This window comes from Niveispirillum sp. (assembly GCF_017996735.1).
GTDB lineage: Bacteria > Pseudomonadota > Alphaproteobacteria > Azospirillales > Azospirillaceae > Niveispirillum.
Genome location: NZ_JAGOGJ010000004.1, coordinates 1 through 22194, shown reverse-complemented (window position 1 = coordinate 22194; position 22194 = coordinate 1). Strand labels below are relative to the sequence as shown.

Annotated in this window: 20 protein-coding genes; 12 read left to right on the top strand and 8 right to left on the bottom strand. The window is 64.0% G+C overall.

Annotated features, from left to right (window positions below):
• Window positions 1-48: 48 nt before the first annotated feature.
• Window positions 49-1719 (top strand): methyl-accepting chemotaxis protein, encoded by a 1671-nt coding sequence (locus KBA48_RS02750; protein WP_292903539.1) that lies wholly within the window; start codon window positions 49-51, stop codon window positions 1717-1719.
• A gap of 85 nt (window positions 1720-1804) precedes the next feature.
• Here KBA48_RS02750 and KBA48_RS02745 read toward each other — a convergent pair whose 3' ends face one another.
• The 5 genes from KBA48_RS02745 to KBA48_RS02725 all read right to left on the bottom strand — a co-directional run bounded on the left by KBA48_RS02745 (window position 1805) and on the right by KBA48_RS02725 (window position 7855).
• Complete coding sequence (locus tag KBA48_RS02745) at window positions 1805-3058, bottom strand: polyhydroxyalkanoate depolymerase (protein WP_292903454.1); 1254 nt, start codon at window positions 3056-3058, stop codon at window positions 1805-1807.
• A gap of 252 nt (window positions 3059-3310) precedes the next feature.
• A complete protein-coding gene (gene recR / locus KBA48_RS02740; protein WP_292903453.1) occupies window positions 3311-3904 on the bottom strand; it encodes a recombination mediator RecR in 594 nt (197 codons plus the stop codon).
• 60 nt (window positions 3905-3964) lie between these two features.
• Window positions 3965-4720 (bottom strand): FadR/GntR family transcriptional regulator, encoded by a 756-nt coding sequence (locus KBA48_RS02735; RefSeq protein ID WP_292903452.1) that lies wholly within the window; start codon window positions 4718-4720, stop codon window positions 3965-3967.
• Between the two features lie 141 nt (window positions 4721-4861).
• Entirely contained in the window at window positions 4862-6541 is a 1680-nt protein-coding gene (locus tag KBA48_RS02730; RefSeq protein WP_292903451.1) for a tetratricopeptide repeat protein, read from the bottom strand.
• A gap of 78 nt (window positions 6542-6619) precedes the next feature.
• Window positions 6620-7855 carry a glycosyltransferase family 4 protein gene (locus KBA48_RS02725; protein ID WP_292903450.1) on the bottom strand — a complete coding sequence of 412 codons (1236 nt, stop codon included), beginning with the start codon at window positions 7853-7855 and terminating at the stop codon, window positions 6620-6622.
• A gap of 172 nt (window positions 7856-8027) precedes the next feature.
• Between KBA48_RS02725 and KBA48_RS02720 the strand changes: the two genes are divergently transcribed.
• The 3 genes from KBA48_RS02720 (at window position 8028) to KBA48_RS02710 (ending at window position 12243) form a co-directional block, all read left to right on the top strand.
• Complete coding sequence (locus KBA48_RS02720) at window positions 8028-10049, top strand: class I SAM-dependent methyltransferase (protein WP_292903449.1); 2022 nt, start codon at window positions 8028-8030, stop codon at window positions 10047-10049.
• A gap of 306 nt (window positions 10050-10355) precedes the next feature.
• Entirely contained in the window at window positions 10356-11273 is a 918-nt protein-coding gene (locus tag KBA48_RS02715) for a hypothetical protein (RefSeq protein ID WP_292903448.1), read from the top strand.
• Between the two features lie 181 nt (window positions 11274-11454).
• Window positions 11455-12243, top strand: a complete 789-nt coding sequence (locus KBA48_RS02710; protein ID WP_292903447.1) for a hypothetical protein — start codon at window positions 11455-11457, stop codon at window positions 12241-12243.
• A gap of 178 nt (window positions 12244-12421) precedes the next feature.
• On the opposite strand, the gene KBA48_RS02705 is transcribed toward KBA48_RS02710, so the two are convergent.
• Entirely contained in the window at window positions 12422-12832 is a 411-nt protein-coding gene (locus KBA48_RS02705; RefSeq protein ID WP_292903446.1) for a hypothetical protein, read from the bottom strand.
• Window positions 12833-12850: 18 nt separating this feature from the next.
• Between KBA48_RS02705 and KBA48_RS02700 the strand changes: the two genes are divergently transcribed.
• Complete coding sequence (locus tag KBA48_RS02700) at window positions 12851-15028, top strand: glycosyltransferase (RefSeq protein WP_292903445.1); 2178 nt, start codon at window positions 12851-12853, stop codon at window positions 15026-15028.
• Window positions 15029-15080: 52 nt separating this feature from the next.
• On the opposite strand, the gene KBA48_RS02695 is transcribed toward KBA48_RS02700, so the two are convergent.
• Complete coding sequence (locus tag KBA48_RS02695; protein WP_292903444.1) at window positions 15081-15797, bottom strand: cyclic nucleotide-binding domain-containing protein; 717 nt, start codon at window positions 15795-15797, stop codon at window positions 15081-15083.
• 30 nt (window positions 15798-15827) lie between these two features.
• Here KBA48_RS02695 and KBA48_RS02690 point away from each other — a divergent pair, with 30 nt between their 5' ends.
• The 7 genes from KBA48_RS02690 (at window position 15828) to KBA48_RS02660 (ending at window position 20534) form a co-directional block, all read left to right on the top strand.
• Entirely contained in the window at window positions 15828-16022 is a 195-nt protein-coding gene (locus KBA48_RS02690; protein ID WP_292903443.1) for a hypothetical protein, read from the top strand.
• 120 nt (window positions 16023-16142) lie between these two features.
• On the top strand, window positions 16143-16289 hold the full coding sequence (gene napE, locus KBA48_RS02685) for a periplasmic nitrate reductase, NapE protein (protein ID WP_292903442.1): 147 nt from the start codon (window positions 16143-16145) through the stop codon (window positions 16287-16289).
• Window positions 16290-16302: 13 nt separating this feature from the next.
• Complete coding sequence (locus KBA48_RS02680; protein WP_292903441.1) at window positions 16303-16593, top strand: 4Fe-4S dicluster domain-containing protein; 291 nt, start codon at window positions 16303-16305, stop codon at window positions 16591-16593.
• The gene (locus KBA48_RS02675) at window positions 16583-16852 is read left to right on the top strand and encodes a chaperone NapD (protein WP_292903440.1); all 270 of its coding nucleotides are present in this window, start codon (window positions 16583-16585) and stop codon (window positions 16850-16852) included. Before KBA48_RS02680 ends, KBA48_RS02675 begins: the two co-directional genes overlap by 11 nt.
• On the top strand, window positions 16849-19350 hold the full coding sequence (gene napA, locus KBA48_RS02670; RefSeq protein ID WP_292903439.1) for a nitrate reductase catalytic subunit NapA: 2502 nt from the start codon (window positions 16849-16851) through the stop codon (window positions 19348-19350). Before KBA48_RS02675 ends, napA begins: the two co-directional genes overlap by 4 nt.
• A 3-nt stretch (window positions 19351-19353) precedes the next feature.
• A complete protein-coding gene (locus KBA48_RS02665) occupies window positions 19354-19887 on the top strand; it encodes a nitrate reductase cytochrome c-type subunit (protein ID WP_292903438.1) in 534 nt (177 codons plus the stop codon).
• On the top strand, window positions 19887-20534 hold the full coding sequence (locus KBA48_RS02660; protein WP_292903538.1) for a NapC/NirT family cytochrome c: 648 nt from the start codon (window positions 19887-19889) through the stop codon (window positions 20532-20534). The genes KBA48_RS02665 and KBA48_RS02660 overlap by 1 nt, the downstream gene beginning before the upstream one ends.
• Here the strand turns inward: KBA48_RS02660 and KBA48_RS02655 are convergent.
• A partial coding sequence (locus KBA48_RS02655; RefSeq protein ID WP_367273803.1) for a calcium-binding protein occupies window positions 20525-22194 on the bottom strand: 1670 nt, incomplete at its 5' end. The two genes, KBA48_RS02660 and KBA48_RS02655, sit on opposite strands and share 10 nt — an antisense overlap.

The window sequence follows — 22194 nt, the reverse complement described above, 5'->3', positions numbered from 1 at the left end:
GCGGTTACGATGGGGGCTCTTTTGCGTTGGACCATCCGCTTGAAGCTTATGTCCGTCGGGGCCATGGCCTTCATAGGCCTGTCCGTCCTGGCCGCCACCTTCTTTATCGTGGACCGGGTGTCCGTCGAAAAATCCGCGATATCCGATAAGGCGGAACAATATCAGAAGCTGGTCAACGGTGCCCATTCACTGGCAACGGAGATGAGCCTGGTCGCCATGGACATCATCGTCGACAAGGATGAGGGCGCCGTCGCCGCCGACCGGCGCAAAAGCATGGACGAAGGGCTGGGCGAACTGTCCGGCCTGGCCACACAACTGGCGGCCCGTGCGATGCCGGGACCCGAACAGGCCAGCGCGGCGAAGGTGATCACCGATGCAGGGGCCTTGTCACGCGCCATGCGGGATGGCCTGGTCAAGGCTGTGGAAGGCAGGGCCGACAGTGCCCGCTTCGCCGCCCTGGATGACGAGATCGACGGGCTGGCCGATGCCATCAAGGGCGAACTGGAAGATATCGCGGCACAAGTGTCCGCCCGTGCCGAGAAGGCCGAGACGGAACAGCGCGAATGGATGGCCAAGTCCCGGATGGTGGCGGGCACCGCCTATGGGGTGACGCTGCTGGTCATGGTAGTGATCCTCACGCTGGTGGGGCGGGCCATCATCGGCCCCATCCAGGCGCTGACCGATGTCATGGGCCGGTTGGCCGCCGGCGACACGGGCGTCACCCTGCCGGTCTGCGACAGCGGCGATGAAATGACCGCGATGGTCGCCGCCACCAGCCATTTCCGCGACGAGGCGGTGAAAAAGGCAAGCCTGGAGGCCGAACATGCACAGGCTGGCGCCCAGGCGGAGGCCGAGCGCCGCCGCACCCTGGAAAGTGTCGCCGATACCATGGACCGGCAGGTGCAAGGGGCGGTACGGATCATCGTGGACGGCATCGGCAAGGTGCATGACCTGACCAGCATGATGGCGGACAAGGCGCGGGAAACAACCCAGACCTCCACCGCCATCGCCGCCGCCACGCACCATGCGGCGGGCAATGTCCAGTCCGTGGCCGGTGCCGCCGAGGAATTGGGGATCGCCAGTGCGGAGATCGCGCGTCAGGTTTCCCACGCCACCCTTGTCACGCAGAATGCCGTGCAGGAGGCCGGTGCCGCGCGCAGCGTCATGGACGGGCTGTCCACGGCGGCCGACCATATTGGGGAGGTGGTGGCCCTGATCGGTGATATCGCCGCCCAGACCAACCTGCTGGCCCTGAACGCCACCATCGAGGCGGCGCGGGCGGGCGAAGCCGGCAAGGGTTTCGCCGTGGTGGCGGGCGAGGTGAAGAGTCTGGCTGGCCAGACGGCGCGCGCGACGGAGGAGATCACCCGTCAGATCGCCACCCTGCGCCAGAGCGTGAATGATGCCGTGGCCGCCATCGGCCGCATCGCCTCAACGATCGAGGCTGTGAACGGCAACGCCGCCGCCATTGCCGGGGCCGTGGAAGAACAGGCGGCCACCATCGCCGGCGTTTCCGATAATACGTCCCAGGCGGCTGAGGCGTCGCGCGATGTCTCGGCCAAGGTCGACGGCATTTCGCACGGGGCCACGGCGGCGCTGGAATCGGCGGCGGGAATCGAACGCTGGACCCAGGACCTTGCCCGGCAGGCCAGCGATCTGGCCCGGCAGGTGGAAAGCTTCGCCACCGACATCCGCCGGACAGCCACCGGCAAGGGGTGACATGCACAGGTCAAGCCCTTGAATTGATAAGGGCGCCGACCCGTCAGGATCGGCGCCCCCGCCTTTATCGTCGTTCCCCCTGCACTCAGGCCGCGGCGGTCGTCTTCCGCCCGGCACGCACCGCGTCATTTTCCAGGATGAAGCGGCGCACGCGCGGCTCGATATCTTCGCGCCATTTGCGGCCGTTGAAAATACCGTAATGGCCGACGGCCTTCTGCAGATGGTTATGTTTTTTGGCTTGCGGGATGTTTTTGCACAGGTCGTGGGCGGCGATGGTCTGGCCAGGGGCCGAAATATCGTCCAGTTCGCCTTCCACGGTCAGCAGAGCCGTCTTTTCGATCGCCGAGGGATCGACAGTCAGGCCCCGCCACTTCATCCGCCCCGTGGGCAGGGTCCGTTCCTGGAACACCTGATTGACGGTCTGCAGATAGAATTCCGAGGTCAGGTCCATGACCGACAGATATTCATCATAGAACTTGCGATGGGATTCTGCGCTTTCGCCGTCGCCGCGCACCAGATGCCTGAACAGCTTCAGATGTTCACCGACATGCCGGTCCAGGTTCATCGACATGAAGCCCGTCAACTGCACGAAGCCCGGATAGACCTGCCGCATGGCGCCCGGATAATAGAAGGGCACGGTGGTGATGACGTTGCGCTCGAACCAGCCGATATCCTTGTCCTCGGCCAGTTGCGTCACCACAGTCGGGGCCGCCGCCGTGTTGATCGGCCCCCCCATCAGGGTCATCGACGAAGGCTGGCACGGGTCATCCAACTGCGCCATCAGCGCCACGGCCGCCAGGGTCGGCACCGCCGGCTGGCACACGGCCATGACATGGGTGTTGGGGCCCAGGTGACGGATAAAATCCATCACATAGTCGATATAATCCTCCAGGTCGAACCGGCCGCGCGACAGCGGGATCAGCTTCGCGTCGTGCCAGTCGGTGATGTAGACATCATGGTTCTGCATCAGCGCCTGGACGGTGCCGCGCAACAGCGTGGCATAATGGCCCGACATCGGCGCCACCAGCAGCACCTTGGGGTCGTCATGCGGGACGGCGCGTTCGAAATTGACCAGATTGCCGAAGGGGCGTTCCAGCACCACGCGTTCGGTCACCGCCACCTCACGCCCGTTGACGCGGGTGGTCGGCAGGCCGAAATCCGGCTTGCCCCAGCGGCGGGTCGTGCGCTCGATCAGTTCCGCACCGGCGGCCACCGCGCGGCCGACCTTGGTATAGGAGGCGGGAACGAACGGATTCTGGAAGGTCTGCTGCGTCGCTTCCGCCATCAGGCGCAGGGGCGTCAGGGCGGCATGATGAAGATCATAAAGGTGATAGAGCACTTGTAACGTCCCCTTTCAACCGGCGGCCGCCTCAACCCTGGTCGGTCGCGTACCCACACAAAAGCGGTACCCCTGCGGCACCCTGTCTCAGGCCGTAGCGTAACCACGGATGATCAGCTTGCAACAGATAAATCTCGAAACAGTTAAGATCAGGCGCACAAGACCATAGTTGGAGGCAAACCCTTGATACCGGTCTCATCTGCCCATTTTTCAAGCAGACCAGTATGATCACGCCTGTATGATTTTGGCCATTTACAGCGTCCGGCGTGACCGGAGCGCCGCCGTCAAGGTTCCGTCGTCCAGATAATCCAGTTCACCGCCCACCGGCACCCCATGCGCCAGGCGTGAAATCCGGACACCGCAGGGGGCCAACCGGTCAGAAAGGTAATGCGCAGTTGTCTGACCACCCACCGTGGCATTCAACGCCAGGATCACTTCCCCCACCTCCGGCCGGCTGGCCCGCTCCAGCAGGGCCGGGATGGACAGGTCGTCTGGACCGACTCCGTCCAGCGCCGACAGGGTGCCCCCCAGCACATGGTAGCGGCCCCGGAAGGCGCCGGTGCGTTCCAGGGCCCAGAGGTCGCCCACATCCTCCACCACGCACAATATTCCGCCGTCGCGCCCGGCACTGGCGCAGATATGGCAGGGATCGTGACTGTCCAGATTCCCACAGACCGAGCAGGTGCGGATAGAGGACGCCACGGCGGCCAGCGCCTCCCCCAAGGGGGCCATCAGCCCGTCACGCCGTTTGATCAGGTGCAACGCGACACGACGCGCCGACCGTGGCCCCAGGCCCGGCAGCTTGGCCAGCAATTGAATCAGGCGGTCAATATCGGGTCCGATCATGGACGCGACGCTACATGATGTTCGCCGAATGTTCCAGAGGAACCTTCGGGCGCAAAAGCCTCACAATGCCGTGCGCCGGGCCAGTTCGCTGCGCCGCGCGGCCACCTCTGACTGCGCCCGCTGCACCGCCTCCAGTTCCGTGGCGGTCAGCAGGTTCTCGATGACGGTCCCCAGATGGTGGTGCATGGCGGCCCGGGCCTTTCGCGGGTCGCGGGTCTTCAGCGCGGCCACGATCTCGACATGGTCATCGACCAGGGGGCGTACACCCACGGCGCGGGCGCGGGCCAGCATGTTGCGGCACAGCGGCGACTTGTAACGCAGGTCCCACAGCGTCTCCACCACCAGGACGATGGCGCTGTTGCGGGTGGCGCGTGCGATAGCGACATGGAAACGCCGGTCTGCCTTGTCCCCGACGACGTCGCGTTCATTCTCATCGACCATATCCGACAGGATGTCGGTCAGTTCGGCCAGTTCCGCTTCGCTGATCGTGGCGGCGGCGAGGGCTGCGGCCTCCCCTTCGAACAGGCGCCGCGCCTCCGTCAGCTCGAACGCGCCGATATCCAGGTCGTCCGCCTGCTCCTCCGGCCGTGAATGCGTGACATAGATGCCCGAACCCTGGCGGGCCTCCACCAGACCCATGATGTCCAGCGCGATCATGGCTTCGCGGATGGTCGGACGGCTGACCTTGAACTCCTCCGCCAGCTCGCGTTCAGGCGGCAGCCGCTGACCGGGCTGATAGGTGCCGGTGCGAATGGCCTTGGAGATGGCATTGGCGATCTGTTGGTAGAGTTTGCGACCCTCGGTGGCGGACATCATCTCTGCGGCTATGGATGGCGGTTGAGCAATGGAACCCAGGGTGCCACCGTACAGGGTTCCCGGCAAGAACCGGTTGCCTGACCAATATCCGTTTTGCCCGCCCTTGCGTTGCGTGGCGGGCCGGAAGTTGGTCAAGCCTTTTCAGCCAGCCGCGATTGTCGCAACCTCAGGTCCCGGCGATGGCGATGTATTGATCATGTCCTTCACGTAACCGGCCAGGGGATCGCCCATGGCCGCCGATTGCCGCAGCAGGGCCAATGCCCCCTCGGCATCGCGATCCAGGCGCCATAACAGTTCGGCCAGCATGGTGATGGCCTCCATCACCCCGGACCGGGCCGGCTCGCGCAACTGCTCCTTCAGTTTCTCAAGCGCGGCGCGTTCGTCCGGACGGTGCAGCAACAGCATGCGCGCCATATTGATCTGGGCCGACAGATGGCCCTGCGCGGCGGCGGCGGTGAACAGGGTGATGGCCCGATCATTATCGAGCGGCAGTTCCTTGCCCAGCGTGTGGGCATGGGCGACACGGAATTGGCCCGAAGCACTGCCCAGTTCGGCCGAAGCGATATAGAAATCGAAGGCCGCCTTCCGGTCCTGCGGCACACCATTCCCGTGATACAGCAGCGTACCGTAATTATAGGTGGCGTCGGGATGCTTCTGCTCTGCCGCCTTCAGCAGATGTTCGGCGGCAAGGGCCGGGTCGGCCGGTACCCCCCGGCCCAGCAGATGGCACAGCGCCAGTTGGAACCGCGCCTCCGCATGATGATCCGCCGCCTTTTCAAACAGCTTGACCGCAAGCGTGTGGTTCAGCTCGACCCCGTTGCCGTTGAGGTGCGCCAGACCCAGTGCGGTCGTCGCCTTCATGTTGCCCTGATCGGAGGCCGCGACATAAAGGAAGATGGCTTCCGCCTGATTGGGAACTTGCGCCTGTTTCGACGCGTGCAGGTCGGCAAGCAGGACCATGCTGTCGACGTCACCCTTGACAGCGGCGCGCCGGAGCCAGGTTTCGGCCTGTCCGACATCCACGGGTTGTCCGCCACTGCCGTTCAGGGAAATCATGCCCAGGGCCCGGAAGGCGCCGATCACTCCCTCGTCGGCCGCACGCTGCAGCCATTTGTACGCCACGACGGGATCGGCCTCGACTCCCGTTCCGTTCATATAGGCCGCGCCCAGATAGTAGAAGGCGGTCTTGTTGCCCAGTTCAGCCGCCCGGCGGTAAAGCTGGACCGCATCCTCGGGTCCCTGGCCGGGCACGGACCCGACACTGATCAGCCCCGCCAGGCCGACCATGGCGGGAGCGCTGCCCTTCTCTGAGGCGCGGCTATACCATTCGATGGCCTGGCTGATATCCAGCCCGTCCGGATCGCCCTCCATGCTGCACAGCCAGCCCAGCAGGACCTGGGCTTCCACATGGTCCTGCTGACTGGCAAGCCTGGCCCAATGGCGGGCCTTGGCCCGGTCCCGGGGCACCACAAGGTCGCCGTCATCAGTCTTTGCCGGCTTCTGCTCACCAGGGGTGATGCCGATACCCGTTGCATACACCCCGGCCAGCCGCGCCTGCGCCTGCGCCTTGCCAGCCTCAGCCGCTTCTTCGAACCAGCGCAGGGCCGAGCGCATGTCCCGCAGCACACCCTTTCCATTCCAAAGCGCATCGGCCAGCGCCAGTTTACAGTCGGCATCGCCGGCACGCGCGCCTGTCAGCCAGAAAGCCGCCGCCTTGCTGTCGTTTCCGCTGGCCGCCGCATGCTGGCCACGCTTATAGGGCGATTTGGAGATTCCGCCCAGCAGCCGGTCCAGGAAGATGTTGGGAAAGAAAGAGGACACAGAAGCCGCCCCTGTCGGTCATAGCTACCCAAGGTCTACCCCACCCTTCGCCTCAGGCATAGCAGGAAGGTTTTGCCGTCAAGGGTGGGGTAGCCCGAAATCGTCATGCAGCATGCGCAGCCAGCCGGGCACACCCGACCGGGCAAGATCGAACCGGTCTATGACGGTCTGACGCGCCGCCTTCCGCAGATCCGCCCGCCGGCCGGACGGCATGTCCAGCGCCATCATCAGGCCGGCCGCCACGGCCGCCGGATCATGAAAGGGCACCAGCAACCCGTTGACGCCATGCTCCACCACCTCAACCACCGGCCCGGTGTCGGATGCGACCAGCGTTACGCCGCAGGCCATCGCCTCCAGCATCGACCAGCTCAGAACGAACGGATAAGTGAGATAGAGATGGGCGCTGGACAGGCGCATCAGATTGATGAAATCGGAATGCGGGACATGGCCCAGGAAATGGACCCTGTCCCGTGGCAAGGCGTCACCCAGTTCGGTCAGCAGCCGATCGCGCCAGGTGCTCCCGTCGTCGGGCGGCGGTCCGTAGGACGTGCCGTCGCCGCCGGCGATGGCCAGGTGCAGGCCCGGTCGTGCCCGCAGCAATTCCGCCGCCGCGCGCATCATGATGTGAAACCCGCGATAGGGTTCCAGATCGCGGGCGACATAAGTGACGATTTCCTGCCCCGGCAGCAGGGTGCTCCCATCGGCCAGCACCAGCGGACGGGCCGGGCCGGGGCTGGCCGCGTCAGTATCTATCCCTTCATGAAGAAGGGTCAGCTTGTTCTGAAATTCGGGCGGATGCAGATCGCGTTGCCAGCGTGTGGGGCAAACACCCCGGTCCGCCGCCTCCAGGCCCAGCAGATTCACCAGATTAAGGCTGCGCACCCGTGCCCGCTCGTTCAGGCTGACGGGCACGGGCGGATCGAACCCGACATCCGCCCCGCTGCCCCGGTAATAGAACTCGAAATAGCCGATCATGGGCACGTCAGGCCACAGGTCCTTGATGAACAGGATCTCGCCCCATCCGCAATGGCCGATCACCAGATCCGGCCGGTACCCGGTGCGGGCCAGCAGCACACAGGCCGCCAGGGCTGATTGGCCTTGCCACATGGCCCTTTCGGTGCGGACCAGATAGGCATGGGTGCTGCTCTCCCCCCCCATATGCATAGTGTAGCGGTGCAGCGTGACGCCCTCGACCTCCTGCACCGGGTCGCTGGCCATCGCATCCACCCGCACGCCGGGCATGGCGGCCAGATGGCGGGCCAGATGCAGGAACTGACCGGGAAAATCCTTGTGTACAAACAGTACCTTGTACATGCCCGTCCTGTCCGGTGACCAACCCCGCCGGCCGCTGGCCGCGTTGTGAAAAGTGGCGCACTTGTAAAGGGCGGGCAAGACAATTGGGTTGCACACACGTCGTCAGCGCCTATGGTGGAGACTATCCGGGCGGTATCAGGCCGCCATTCATTTGGAAACGCGGAGAAACCCCTTGCAGTTCATCTGGCCGGACAATTCCGTCGCCCCTGTTCCCGGCACCTGTCCTGTATGCGCCCATGTCGGCCCGCACCAGCTCGCCCTGATTCTGCCCGGTGCCGGCCCCGCTGGCGCGGACTGGGTGATCGTCGAATGCCCGGATTGCGGTTCCCGCTTCTCCACCGATCGCAACGGCGCCGATTACCGGGGTGAAGAACTGCCCGACACGCCGTTCCTGCATTATTACATGGAACAGGGGGCGGGCCTGCGCTCCATGCTGGAACCGTTGGGGTTTGCCCAGCCGGGGCCGCGGCGCATGCTGGAAATCGGCGGCGGTTTCGGGTTTCCCAGTGATTATGTCCAGACGGTTCTGGGCTGGACGGCCAAGTGCTACGATCCTTCTGGCCTCGCGGTCATGGGCCAGCGTTATCTGGGGCTCGACATCACGCGCGATTACTGGACAACCGACACGCCCCTGCCGGAGCCGTTCGACGTCGCCTATGCTTCGGAAGTCATTGAACATATTCCGGAGCCGGCCCCCTTTCTGGCCGCCATGCGCCGGGCTGTGGGGGACACCGGCATCGTGGTCCTGACCACACCGAACGGCACGGCCCTCAATCCCGGCACGACGCCGGCCATGCTGATACCAATCGCCAGCCCGGGGCTGCATCTGACACTGTTCAGCGCCCGTGGACTGGAACACGCGTTGCGCGCCGCCGGCTTTGCCCAGGTGAAGGTGGACGCGGATGGCGCACAGTTGCGGGCCTTTGCCAGTGACTGTGACCTGCCGGCACCGCAAGCGCTGGACGACGCGCAATACCAGGCCTATCTACGCCTCCGGATCGCCACACCCGATATCGCGGCGCCGCTGTTGTCGGGCCTGCGCTATCGGCTGCTGAAGGAACTGGTCAATGCCGGCCGCCCGCAGGAGGCCTTGGCTCTTTTTGGCGAGCTCGCGCAGTCGATGCGGGAGCGATTCGGTATCGATCTGGAACGGCCGGCGGATCTGGTCCTGCCCGACCCCTCGGTCGACGGGCGGGAATGGCTGTCGCGGTTGCCCGGCAACCTCACCGGCCTGCTTTATTTCCGGGCTGTTCTGGCCAATAACGCCCAGGGTAACGCGCGGGCGGCGGCGCTGTTCGCCGGCATGGCGGCTCTGGCCGGTGCATCATTACGGCGCACCCTGCGCCCGATGGGTATCGAGGATGGAGAAACCGAAGCGCTGGCGATGGCCGCTGTCCAATTGCATCTGACGGCGGCGGCCGGGATCGGGGCCGACACCGCCCCCCTGCTGACCGCCGTGGAACGTGGGCATGCCGACCATGGATTGCTGCTGCCGGCTCCCTTCCGTTCGCACCTGCGGCGAATGGTTGCGAAGGATCTGCGCGCCACCCGACACTCTGCCCTGCTGTGGCGTGTACTTCTGGTTGCAGATCCCGGTGGATCCGATGAGACTGACCTCTTGTCGCGGGGACTGGCGGCGGGCTTGCCCCCTGCCCCCATCGCGGCATTCAACGCCATCGAATCGGCTGCCAACGCCGATTCGGTGCGGCGGGCCCTGTTGGAAGTCTGGTCGACGCCGGGAATAGGCGAAGCCCCGGCAAGCCTTGAACATGCCCGCAAACTGGCCTTGATTCGCCTTGTGTTGCTGGGCGCCTTCGCGGATGCGGAAACCCTTTTTGACGCCTGGAACAGCCCGCGTCTGGCCGACGACCCATCAGTGGCCGACGCCCTGGCCATCGCCGCCGCGGCGCGCCGGAATGGCACGATCGCAGCGCCTGTCCCTGGCTTCGCCTCTATCGAATCGGCCCCGGATGTCACTAGTGTTCATCAGGCGCTCTGGTCGGTCTGGACGATGCCTGGCGCGGCCGAAGCCCCGATAACGATCAAGCATGCCCGCAAGCTGGCACTGATCCGTCTGGTGCTGCTGGGGGCGTTCGCCGAGGCGGAAGCATTGTTCGAAGCCTGGGAAGACCCCGGCCTGGCGGACGACGCCCCCGTGGCAACGGCCCTCGCCATCGCCGCCTCTGCAAGATAATTCAAATTACATCAAATACTTGCAATCCATGGAGAGGGGCATGGAGAGGGGTTGGTAACCTCACCCCCTGCATGTTTCTAACGCGTCCCTGTGGAAATGCTCCCGATCGGACCCACCACCCGTAAGATCAGGTGCGGAATTGGGAAGGCATAGGCCTTTCGGGGTAGGGGGTCCTGCACACCAACGGCGTTGCACAATGAAGTCCAAGGTGGTAAATACTCTCTAAATTGTTTTGGCGAGTTGGGCATGTGGGTAACGCATTTGGCGGTCCACATTCGGCTTTCTTTAAGGGATGGGGGTTGAGGCATGGCGACGTTGTCGGGTGGTCAAACGATTGCGACACAGGGTGTTACGGCACAAGAAAATGTGACGATTACGAACATTCTGAATTCGAGTTTTCCGGCGGTCACCATCAGTCAGGTGACGCTTGATACGGCGGCAAGTCCTCCCACCCAGGTCACGCAGACGATCGGTACCTTTGACGCCACGAGCGTCACAAGCACTGTGATCATACCTACGACTAACAATGAAGTTGTTGTTGCCTCGCTGCCCGCTCCGACGCCGGGTCAGGGTAGTGGCGCCATCAACAACATTGTTGTTGATGATAAAGCGGGTGGCCTCATCATCCAGGGAACGCAGATTGGCACCGTCACGGGCGTCATCATTGATTCCCAGTCGGAGACGAAGATCGTTGTTGGCGATGCCGGCACGCAGTTGATGGATCTGTCCCGCTCCACCAAGGATATGAACATCGTTACGGGCGTTGGCAACGATACGGTTGTTGCCGGCTCTGGCAACGATTCGGTGCAGTTGGGTGATTTTGGTGTCGCCAACGGTGGTGCAGGCGCCGATACGCTGATCGGTGGCTTGGGTGTGGCTACTCTGGGCGGTGGCGGCGGTGCCGACAGTATCGTTGCCTCCTCCGGTGGCGGTACGCTGATCGGCGAAGCGGGTAATGACACCATGGTCGGTGGCGCTGGTAAGGATGTGTTCATCTACACCAGCGGCGGCGGCAATGACCTCATCGTCGGCTTTGACCCCAGCCAGGATACGCTTGGTTTGGCGAACTTCTCCGATATCTCTTCGGCGGGCTGGAGCTTGCTTGATGTGATCTCGCGGGCCACGGTCTCTGGTGGCAATACGATCATCACCATGCCGGATGGATCGACGGTTACTGTTGCTGGTGCCACGGGCATCAACATAAACTGGTTTACCGTTAAGTAAACTGGTGAGCGTCTTGAAATTGAAATGGCGGGCTTTTGTCCGCCATTTCTTTTTTTGCAGGCTTCTCCTGATCCGAATGTGGTCAAATTCCAGTTGTCCACATGGCAACCCAACTGCCAATATCAGCCGATCCATGTCCGTATGGGTTTGGTTTTTTGAGCAGGGTTAAGGCGCATCGATCATGTCGATAGCAAATGACTTGATGACAGCGAATGATCGGATAACGACGGCTGTTGATCGTTTCCGCGCCACACCACAGGTACTCCCGCTTCCTGAAGGGGTTTATCTTGCGGCGCTGAAGCCCAACAGACAAAGCCCTCGTATTATCAATGGCGTCACCTTTCCGGCGACCCAGATTTCGTCGATCCCTCAGCCAGGTACTGTCGCCCCCAGCATCCTTCACAAGGGCAACCTGACCGCTTGTGCCTGGATCAGCGGGGCAGACATCGCCGTGATCACCATTCCGGCCGGTGGCTCCCCCCTGTTGATTACCAATTATGTCTATGGTCCGGAATTGCAGCAATGCCAGGATCTTGACATAACCCGTCTGGGCGGCCCCCAACAGGCCCCGTCGGTCGGCCTGGTCCTGTACGCCCATATTCAGCAGATTGGCGAACAACGTTTCGCAGCCGGAGAATGGGCGGCAACCGATGCACCGTTCTGGATCGAAGCGCTGCGACTGGAAGTGACCCCCACCGTCGGCAAATTGCTCCAGTATCGTGTCCCCGGGGTCAGCACCACGGATGGCGCCTGGACGGCCGCACCCGGTCGATTGGGCACGCCCGGCGGCGCTCCGCTTCTCGGTGTCGCCTTCCGACTGTTGCCCCCCCTGGCCGAAAGTCACCGCGTTGTCTATGCGGGACGTTTTCTGCGCCATGGGGAAGTCATGGCCGCTGATGGTGAACCGTGCCGATCGCCCCAATCCCAGGACCCGCTGATCGCCGTCCGGGTGGCAATTGTCCCCCGCTGACCCTCCTTCGGCGGTTACTGTGTCCGGCAGTGATTTGTCCGGGCGTCCTGCGATCCGGGCACAGATCTACAAGGCCATTGCCGACAGGGATTCTGCGCAAGCCACTTTGCTCGCGCACAGGTTGTCCCGGATGGCGCCACCCCATGCTGACGACCTGACCGTCGCGGCAGTGGCTTGGTTATGCAGCGGGAATATCACCCAGGCCCGCATGCTGCTTGATCGCGCGCTGGCGCTGGATCCGCATCAGGACATGGCCGCCAAGGCTCTTTCCCGCCTTGATCCGGTGCTTCCCCCCAAAGCTGTCGATGCGTTGCGCTGGCACGCCGAAACCGATCCCGACTCGATCACCACCTTGCTGGCGCATGTCCGCGCTACGCATGAGCCGGTGGCTTATGTCCGGCGTCGATTGACGCATTGCATCCTGCCGCCTGGAATTTGGCGGGTCAGTCTGCGCTGGCAACATCTTGTATTGGCGGAAATTCAGCTTGGGCCCTCTGATGAGATAAGGCAGATAGCCCTGCCCATCCCCGAGCGACTGCGGGGCATCGTGGCCCCTGTGGTCTGCATCAATGACGTGGAAATCCGGCATGGGCGGATAGCGGCCGAGATGTTGGCCGCCCCACGATTACAGGCGCTGATCTCTGTCGACGACGACGGCACCCTTCAGGTCCAACCGATGGATCGGGCCGCCCCCGGTCGGCCCGTCGCCCTGCAGCTTCGCGCCGGCGATCAGGTGATAAGCGGTTTTGTTAGCTCACCGGTCACGGCGTTGGGCGTGACCGGTTTTGGTGAAATACCACCACTGGCCGTAAAAACACCGCCGAACGCCCCTGGCACCGCCCTCTGTTTCGAACTGACCGGCGAACCCGTTATGGTGGAGGCCGGGGCCGACGATGGGATCGTCGATGTGGTGGTGCCGGTCCATGGCGACGAGGCAGCAACGCGTGCCTGTTTCCAGGCACTGTTGTCGCATGACCCCGGCACGCCCATGCGCGTCGTCGTGATAGAAGATGCCAGTCCCGAACCTGGGATCGTGCGGTTGCTGGAAGAGTTGGCGGGCCAGAGACGAATCGCCCTGATCCGCAATCCCGGCAATCTTGGCTTTGTGCGATCGGTAAATATCGGCATGGCCGCGCACAGCGGCCGCGACGTCGTACTGCTGAACGCCGACACTGTGGTCGCGCCGGGCTGGCTGGCCCGGCTGCGTAAGGCGGCCTGTCGTGAAACCGGCACGGGGACTGTCACCCCCTGGTCCAATGACGCGACGATCTGTTCTTATCCGGCGGCAAACAGCCCCACGCCGCTGACGGGCCTGGATATCGGGGCGCTGGACCGTCTGGTGGCCCGCACGCTGCCCGACGCGACCTGCCCCATCCCCACCGCTGTCGGTTTCTGCATGTATATCCGCCGGGCGTGCCTGGCCCAAACCGGCTGGTTCGATGCCGATGCCTTCGGCACGGGGTACGGCGAAGAGAATGATTTCTGCCTTCGGGCATCGGCGCTCGGGTGGCGCCACCTGATCGCCCTGGATGTGTTTGTCGGCCATATCGGCGGCGGGTCGTTCGGCGCCGCCAAACAGGCCCGGATCAATGCGGCCCTGGCGGTGCTGGAAAGCCGTTATCCCGGCTATGATGCCGACATCCAGGCCTTCATCGCTGCCAACCCCTTGCGCGACGCACGGCAACGGCTGGATATGGCACAGGTTTCCGGGTCGGGGCAGCGACCGCTGCTGATCCTGTGCGCCGATCTCGGGGGTGGCACGAACCGGTTTATCCAGCAGGTGATTGCCGCCCGTCCGGGCTCGGGCGGCGATACCGTGATCCTGCGGCCGGAAAAGGGCGAAAGCACGGGTTCCAGCCGTCTGCGGCTGGAACTGCCGAATCGGCCTGACCTGACCAATCTGATCTATGACACACAGGCCGACATTGAAACGCTGCGCCAGGACCTGATCCATCTGGGTGTGACGGAAATGGAACTGCACCACGCCGCGCGGCTGCCCGCCGCGTTGCTGCCGGTGCTGGCATCCTGGTTTCCCTATCGTGCCTATGTCCATGATTATGGCTGGATCTGCCCCCGCTATAATCTGGTCGACGGCACCGGGCGTTATTGTGGTGAGCCGGCGGTTCAGGAATGCGACCGGTGCGTTGCCACCCATGGCGACCTGATGGAGGTCGGCATGCCGGTGTCGCAATGGCGGATGCTGACCAGACCGATCCTGGCGGCGGCGCTTTCCGTCGGCTGTTCCTGCCAAAGCACCGCCAATCGTATGCGCCGATATGTGCCGGAGGCGCGATATGCGGTTAGCCCCGCCGAGCCGGTGGCGTTGCCCACGCATCTGCCCTTTCCACCGCGTGCGGCGGGAGAAGCCCTGCGGCTTGTCGTGCCGGGGGCCATCGGTGCCGTCAAGGGGTACGATGTGCTGCTGGCCTGTGCGGCGGATGCGAAACGCCGGTCCCTGCCCCTGCGGTTCCAGGTGCTGGGGTACAGCATGGACGATGACGCTCTGGCAGCAACGGGCCGGGTGGACATTATCGGCCAGTATGAGGAGGACGAGGTACCGGCCTTGCTGGCCCAATTGCGGCCCCATGCGGCTTTCCTGCCCTCCGTCTGGCCGGAGACATGGTGCTATGCCCTGACCCACGTGATCACGGCCGGCCTGTTCGTCGCGGCCTTTGACCTGGGGGCCCAGGCGGAAAGGCTGCGGGCCGCTGGCCGGGGCTTGCTGCTGCCCCCCCTGCTGGATGCCGGCGCCATCAACGATGCATTGCTGAGGCATTGTCCCTGATACGATTGTATCAGGGGTGGCGGCTCATTTGCGGGCGGTGATTGCGGACATGCTATTCCCCCCTCAGGGAAAGCCGCCCTTCCGGCGCGTCGATCAGGGGGTCAGGCCGGGAAAAGGCGGTCAGCCGTTCCCGGTCCTGAATCAGCAGCCGGTTGCCCTGCACCGACAGGCCATGGTCGCGCAAGGCGGAAAGGGCGCGGGACAGGTTCTCCGCCGTCATGCCCAGCCGTGACGCCAGTGTGCGCTTGTCGAACGGCAACTGCACCTCATCCGCGCCGCCGGCCAGACCCAGCACGTAGCAGCCCAGCCGCTGCACGCCTGTGCGCAGTTTCAGATCCTTGATCTGCCGGACCAGACGGCGGAAATGCTGGGCCAGTTCGGCCATGACCGGGGCCGACAGGTCGGGATCGGCAGCCACGGCGGTGCGAAAGATGTCTGCATCCAGCAGAAGCACCCGCGACGGCATCAAGGTGCGCGCCGACATCAGATAGGGCGCCCCCGTCAGGGCCGCGGCCAGGATGAAGCTGTCGACGGGGAACAGGGTTTCCACCACGGCTTCCGTCCCGCCCTGATCCCGGGCAAACAACTCCACCCCGCCCTCCAGCAGCACCATCAGGAAATCCGCCCCATCCCCCTCCTGAAACAGCAGGGTACCGCGCGGATAGCGCTGCAAAGACCCGCGCACGGCCAGGGATGCCAATTGCGACTCCGTCACCTTGGCAAACATGGGCAGGTTGCGCACCAGGGTCAGGTCGTCTTGCTTCATCATGGCTGCCGGCCCGCGCGGGAATTGGAGACATTGCCCGATATCAAACAGCAAAAGGAAAATGTGGGCATGGCGTTTGGTAAGGGATCAAGCCTGATCCCGTCAACACCCGCCGCAGCGCAGCAAACGCCACGCAGTCGAAAAATCGAGGATGCAATTCTTGATAAATATCAATCACAAATATTGAATACATCAAGTACACAAAATTATTTAATTCTTTTCAAATGATCCCCGACGAATTTTGATTTATGCTGATCACACTAAATTGATCCTGATCAATGTTTGCGGATAACCCAGGGGTATATTGGTTCCCCTGGCAAACAATCTTGCTGGCAGGACGTCATGCACATGCATCCCGACAGAAAACGGACTGAACTTCTCACGTTCCTGTTCCTGGCCTTCGTGCTGGTGCCCGTCCTGTCGGTCGGGGTTGTCGGTGCCTATGGCTTCGCCGTCTGGATGGTCCAGATGGTCGCCGGCCCGCCCGGCATGTGAGGGGGGGGGCATCATGGAAACCCGGCTTTCCCGCCGCGCCCTGTTTACCCGCCCGGCACCTGCCCCGGTCCGGCCGCCGCTGGCTGTCATCGCTGCCACCTGTCTGGCGGAAAACGGTGCCTATTGCAGGACCTGCGCCGATGCCTGCCCGGAAGGGGCCATCCGTTTCCACCTGCTGCCGCGTGGCCGGGCGCGGGCGGATGTCGATGCCGACCGCTGCAATGGCTGCGGCGACTGCCTGCCCCCCTGTCCGGCCGGCGCCATCACGATGTCCGGTGCCGTGGAGGAAACACATGAGCAGTGAAATCCATATTTCCAGCGTCATCGTCCATGCCGCCCCCGGCGCCATGCCGGACCTGACGGCCCGCCTGCTGGGTCTCGATTGCGCGATCGTGCCCGCCCGGGGCGATGCCAGCCGCGTGATCGTGCTGGTCGAACGGTCCAGCAGCAGCGCCGTGGCCGAAACGCTGGACGCCATCAATGCCTTGCCGGGCGTCTACAGCGCCCTGCCCGTCTATCACCATGCCGAACCGGCGGCAGCCCTTGCGGAGCCGATGCCATGACCCTGACCCGACGCGATTATCTGAAGGCACAGGCGGCCGCGACCGCCGCCGCCACCGCCGGCCTGACCCTGGATGCCGCCGCGACGCAGCTCCCCACGGGCATGGACGCCAAGATGCAATGGTCCAAGGCCCCCTGCCGCTTCTGCGGTACGGGGTGCAGCGTCATGGTCGGCGTAAAGGAGGGGCGCATCGTCGCCACCCATGGCGACCAGAAATCGGAGGTCAATCGTGGCCTGAACTGTGTGAAGGGCTATTTCCTGTCCAAGATCATCTATGGGCAGGACCGGCTGACCACGCCGATGCTGCGCATGAAAAATGGCCGCTACGCCAAGGATGGCGACTTCACGCTCGTCACCTGGGATCAGGCCTTTGACATCATGGCGGAGAAATGGAAGGCGACGCTGAAGGCCAAGGGGCCGGAAGCCATCGGCATGTTCGGTTCCGGGCAATGGACGGTGCATGAAGGCTATGCCGCCGTCAAATTGATGAAGGCCGGTTTCCGATCCAACAATATCGACCCGAACGCCCGCCATTGCATGGCATCGGCCGTCGCCGGCTTCATGCGCACCTTTGGCATTGATGAGCCGATGGGCTGTTACGACGATATTGAGGCCGCCGACGCCTTTGTCCTGTGGGGCAGCAACATGGCAGAGATGCACCCCATCCTGTGGACCCGCGTCACCGACCGTCGCCTGTCCAACCCGGATGTGAAGGTGGCGGTCCTGTCCACGTTCGAACATCGGTCGTTCGAACTGGCCGACATCCCCATGATCTTCACGCCGCAGACCGATCTGGCCATCCTGAACTATATCGCCAACCACATCATCAAGACGGGCCGGGTCAACAAGGATTTCGTCAACAAATACACGACCTTTGTGAAGGGCCGCGACGATATCGGCTATGGCCTGCGACCTGAACACCCGCTGGAGGTGGCGGCCAAGAATGCCGCCAAGGCCAATGAAAGCGACCCGATCAGCTTTGACGCGTTCGCGGCCTTCGTCGCCCCCTATACGCTGGAGAAGGTGGCGGCCCAGTCGGGCGTACCCGCCGCCCGGCTGAAGGCGCTGGCAGAGCTTTATGCCGACCCCAAGATCAAGGTGGTCAGCTTCTGGACCATGGGCTTCAACCAGCATACGCGCGGCGTCTGGGCCAACAACCTCGTCTACAACATCCACCTGCTGACCGGGAAGATCGCGGAGGCGGGGAACAGCCCCTTCTCCCTGACGGGACAGCCCAGCGCCTGTGGCACCGCGCGGGAGGTGGGCACCTTCTCTCACCGGCTGCCGGCCGACATGGTGGTGACCAACCCCGAACACCGGGCCCATGCCGAACACCTGTGGAAGCTGCCGGAAGGCACCATCCCGGCCAAGCCCGGCTTCCACGCGGTACAGCAGGACCGGATGCTGAAGGATGGCAAGCTGAACTGCTATTGGGTGCAGGTGAACAACAACATGCAGGCGGCGCCCAACACCGCCAACGAGACCTGGCCCGGATACCGCAACCCCGACAATTTCATCGTCGTCTCCGACGCCTATCCCACTGTCACCACCATGGCCGCCGATCTGGTCCTGCCCGCCGCCATGTGGGTGGAAAAGGAAGGTGCCTATGGCAATGCCGAACGCCGCACCCAGGTCTGGCACCAGTTGGTTGATGCGCCCGGCGAAGCGAAATCCGACCTCTGGCAACTGGTCGAATTCTCCAAACGCTTCAAGGTAGAGGAGGTGTGGCCCGAGGAATTGCTGGCCAAGGCACCGGAATATCGCGGCAAGACGCTGTACGACATCCTGTACCGCAACGGGCAGGTGGACCGCTTCCCCGTCACCGAATGCGACAAGGACTATGAGAACCGGGAGGCCAAGACCTTCGGCTTCTACCTGCAGAAGGGCCTGTTTGAGGAATATGCCAGCTTTGGCCGGGGTCACGGCCATGACCTGGCCCCTTATGACACCTATCATCAGGAACGCGGCCTGCGCTGGCCCGTGGTGAATGGCAAGGAAACCCGCTGGCGCTTCCGCGAAGGCAGCGATCCCTATGTGCCGGTGGGAGAGGGCGTGCGTTTCTATGGCCACAAGGATGGCAAGGCCCGCATCTTCGCCCTGCCCTATGAACCGCCGGCGGAAAGCCCGGACAAGGACTATCCGTTCTGGCTGTCCACGGGCCGCGTGCTGGAACATTGGCACAGCGGGTCGATGACACGCCGCGTGCCGGAACTGCACAAGGCGGTGCCGCAGGCGCTGTGCTACATGCACCCCGACGATGCCCAGGCCATGAAGGTCCGGCGCGGGCAGGAGGTTCTGGTCGCATCGCGCCGGGGACAGGTGCGGGCACGGGTGGAAACGCGCGGGCGCAACAAGCCGCCGCGTGGTCTGGTCTTCGTGCCCTGGTTCGATGCCGATGTCCTGATCAACCGTGTCACGCTGGACGCCACCGACCCGATCTCCAAACAGACCGATTTCAAGAAATGCGCCGTGCGCATCACCCCGGTCGGGGAGGCCTGAACCATGAGCAAGCGGCACACCCCCCTGTTCCTGGCCCTGTTGGCCGCCCTGCCCCTGTTGCTGCAACCGCTGGCGCAACGGGCCTTTGCCACCGATCCGTCCCCGCCCACCGCCAGCACCCGCGACGTGAAGGCCATGGGCCGTCCCGCCTTCACAGGGGCGGACGGGCTGGTGGTGCAGCAAGCGCCGGCCATGGCCAAGGATGTCAGCGACGATCAGCGGCGGCAGCGCAACTATCCCGAACAGCCGCCCGTCATCCCGCATACTATCGCCGGCTATCAACTGGACCTGCGTGCCAACAAGTGCCTGACCTGCCATGCCCGCGAATTCACGGCCGACAGCCAGGCGCCCATGATCTCCGTCACGCATTTCCAGGACCGGGACGGTCAGGTGCTGGGGGCCGTCTCCACCCGCCGTTATTTCTGCCTGCAATGCCATGTGCCGCAGACGGATGCGCAACCGCGCGTCGTCAACAATTTCCGCGATGTCGACAGCGTCATCCGCAGCAGCAGGCCCCCCGCCGGGGAGGGAAGATGATGTCCCTCATCCAACGGGCACTGAGCCTCGTCAAGGCCGCGTGGGCCGCCTTCAACCGCCCGGCGGCACATCTGGGCATCGGGTTCCTGACCATCGGCGGCTTCGTGGCCGGCGTCCTCTGGTGGGGCGGCTTCAATACTGCGCTGGAGATGACCAACAAGGAGGCGTTCTGCATCGGCTGTCACGAGATGAAGGACAATCCCTATGCCGATCTGAAGCAGACCGTCCATTATTCCAACCGGTCGGGCGTGCGCGCCACCTGCCCCGACTGTCACGTCCCCCATAACTGGACCGACAAGATCGCCCGCAAGATGCAGGCGTCCAAGGAGGTCTGGGGCAAGATCTTCGGCACCATCGACACGCCTGAAAAATTCGAGGCCAAGCGCAAGGAGCTGGCCAGCCACGAATGGACACGGCTGAAGGCGAATAACTCCCTGGAATGCCGCAACTGCCACAGTGCCGACAGCATGGACATCACGCGTCAGGGCGCACGCGGGGCCGAGGCGCACCAGCGCTTCCTGTTCACGGGTCAGGCCACCTGCATCGACTGTCACAAGGGCATTGCCCACCGGCTGCCCGACATGACCGGCGTTCCCATCTGGACCATGCCGGATGTTCGCCAGCAGGGGGGCGCGCTTCACCAATAGCCGCTATTATCCGGCCCCCAGTTGCTGCCCGGCGCCAGGAGGGTCAGGTCGGGCGGCGGGGCCGCCGGGACCTGACCATCGGCGCTGAAGGCCGGACGCCCCTCTGCCGCACCGTTGCTGATATAGTGGCTGACCAGCGCCGCGCGGTTCAGGCCGAAGGCGGCAAAGAGATCGGGGTTCAGGGCCGCATAGGCTTCGGCATCGAAACCCAGGGCGGCCCGTCCCTCTGCGCGGCCATGAAAGATGAAATGCGCGACAAGCGCCCCTTCATCCAGACCAAAGGCCCGGAACAGGTCCGGGTTCAGCGCCGCATAGGCTTGCGGATCGAACCCGGCGGCCAGCCTCCCCTCTCCGCTGCCATTGCTGATGTAATGCTCCACCAGCGCCCGGTGATCCAGACCGAAGGCCAGATACAGGTCGGGATTCAGGGCAGCGTAAGCGGCGGCATCGAACCCTTCCGCCGCCCGCCCCTCCCGGTTGCCGTCTGACAGGTAATGACGCAGCAGCGCACCCGCATCCAGTCCATAGGCCCGGTAAAGATCGGGGTTCAGGGCGGCATAGGCCTCCGCGTCGAACCCCTGGGCGGAGCGCCCTTCCGCCCGGCCATTGGTGATGTAATGCGACAGCAGCCCGGTATCATTGCCCGCGAAGTAGGCGTCCAGGTCGCCATTCATGGCGCGATAGGCGGCCAGACTGAACCCCGCCTGGAAATCATCATTCACCACCGTGACCCAGGTGCGGGCGCTGTCGGCGCCGGTGGTCAGCAGGGCGCCCTGCACCGCGCTGACCGTTCCCGTCACCCGTATATCCGGGCCGATCACGGTATTGCCCAGACCATAGGGCACGGCGATGCTGGTGCCCGTCGTACCGGCGGCGATGGTGACGGGGCCGGTGAACAGGGTCTGTCCATTCTCCGCCTGCGCCGTGAAGGTGAAACGCACCGTCTCCGCCGCCGGGACGGACAGCGCGACCGTATAGACCAGGGACAGAGGCGGCGCCGTTGGCCCCGGTTCGCCGACCACTCTTCCATCGATGATGATCGGGTTCGACCCGTGATTGCCCTCCAGCACATAGCCGCCTTGAAGGCTGAGGACGGGTGCGGTGGTGGTGGCCACGGTGACCGTGCGGTCGGCGAACTGTAACCGCTCCACCCCCGTCAGGATGTCGGTCCCGTCGCTGCCGCCATTATGCCGGACAGTGGTGATGCCGTTGATCGTGTAGATGTTGTAGCTGCCGGAATTGCCGCTGAACAGGGCCGTGTCGATACCGGCCCCACCATACAGACGATCATTGCCGGCCCCGCCGGTCAGCGTATCGTTGCCCCCTTCCCCGAAAAGGCGGTTGGCGATGCCGTTGCCGCGCAGCATGTCGCCCGCCGTCCCGCCGAACAGATCGGTGGCGACATCCGTCGCCTCCCGGTTCACCGGTGCGGTCTGGCTGGCCAGGATCACATCCCCTGGCCCGATCTGCCCCCGGTCGGTGCGCAGCGCGATCCCCCCACCCCGGTCCCAGGCCAGGTCCGACCGGATATAGGTGGTGGCCACCCCGCCAACGCGCGCCGATTCCGCCAGCAGTAGGAACGTCTCGAAACTGCCGATCCCCAGGACCGACAGGTCCAGCCGGTCGCTGCCCGGCGTGAAATCGGTGATGACATCGCGCC

What these genes read in the sequence shown, in the direction of transcription:
- KBA48_RS02750 (WP_292903539.1), top strand. Translation starts at nt 49, where the DNA reads ATGTCCGTCGGGGCCATGGCCTTCATAGGCCTGTCCGTCCTGGCCGCC.
- recR (WP_292903453.1), bottom strand. Translation starts at nt 3,904, where the DNA reads ATGATCGGACCCGATATTGACCGCCTGATTCAATTGCTGGCCAAGCTG.
- KBA48_RS02735 (WP_292903452.1), bottom strand. Translation starts at nt 4,720, where the DNA reads ATGATGTCCGCCACCGAGGGTCGCAAACTCTACCAACAGATCGCCAAT.
- KBA48_RS02725 (WP_292903450.1), bottom strand. Translation starts at nt 7,855, where the DNA reads ATGTACAAGGTACTGTTTGTACACAAGGATTTTCCCGGTCAGTTCCTG.
- KBA48_RS02715 (WP_292903448.1), top strand. Translation starts at nt 10,356, where the DNA reads ATGGCGACGTTGTCGGGTGGTCAAACGATTGCGACACAGGGTGTTACG.
- KBA48_RS02710 (WP_292903447.1), top strand. Translation starts at nt 11,455, where the DNA reads ATGTCGATAGCAAATGACTTGATGACAGCGAATGATCGGATAACGACG.
- KBA48_RS02705 (WP_292903446.1), bottom strand. Translation starts at nt 12,832, where the DNA reads ATGCCGGATTTCCACGTCATTGATGCAGACCACAGGGGCCACGATGCC.
- KBA48_RS02700 (WP_292903445.1), top strand. Translation starts at nt 12,851, where the DNA reads ATGTTGGCCGCCCCACGATTACAGGCGCTGATCTCTGTCGACGACGAC.
- KBA48_RS02695 (WP_292903444.1), bottom strand. Translation starts at nt 15,797, where the DNA reads ATGATGAAGCAAGACGACCTGACCCTGGTGCGCAACCTGCCCATGTTT.
- napE (WP_292903442.1), top strand. Translation starts at nt 16,143, where the DNA reads ATGCATCCCGACAGAAAACGGACTGAACTTCTCACGTTCCTGTTCCTG.
- KBA48_RS02680 (WP_292903441.1), top strand. Translation starts at nt 16,303, where the DNA reads ATGGAAACCCGGCTTTCCCGCCGCGCCCTGTTTACCCGCCCGGCACCT.
- KBA48_RS02675 (WP_292903440.1), top strand. Translation starts at nt 16,583, where the DNA reads ATGAGCAGTGAAATCCATATTTCCAGCGTCATCGTCCATGCCGCCCCC.
- napA (WP_292903439.1), top strand. Translation starts at nt 16,849, where the DNA reads ATGACCCTGACCCGACGCGATTATCTGAAGGCACAGGCGGCCGCGACC.
- KBA48_RS02665 (WP_292903438.1), top strand. Translation starts at nt 19,354, where the DNA reads ATGAGCAAGCGGCACACCCCCCTGTTCCTGGCCCTGTTGGCCGCCCTG.
- KBA48_RS02660 (WP_292903538.1), top strand. Translation starts at nt 19,887, where the DNA reads ATGTCCCTCATCCAACGGGCACTGAGCCTCGTCAAGGCCGCGTGGGCC.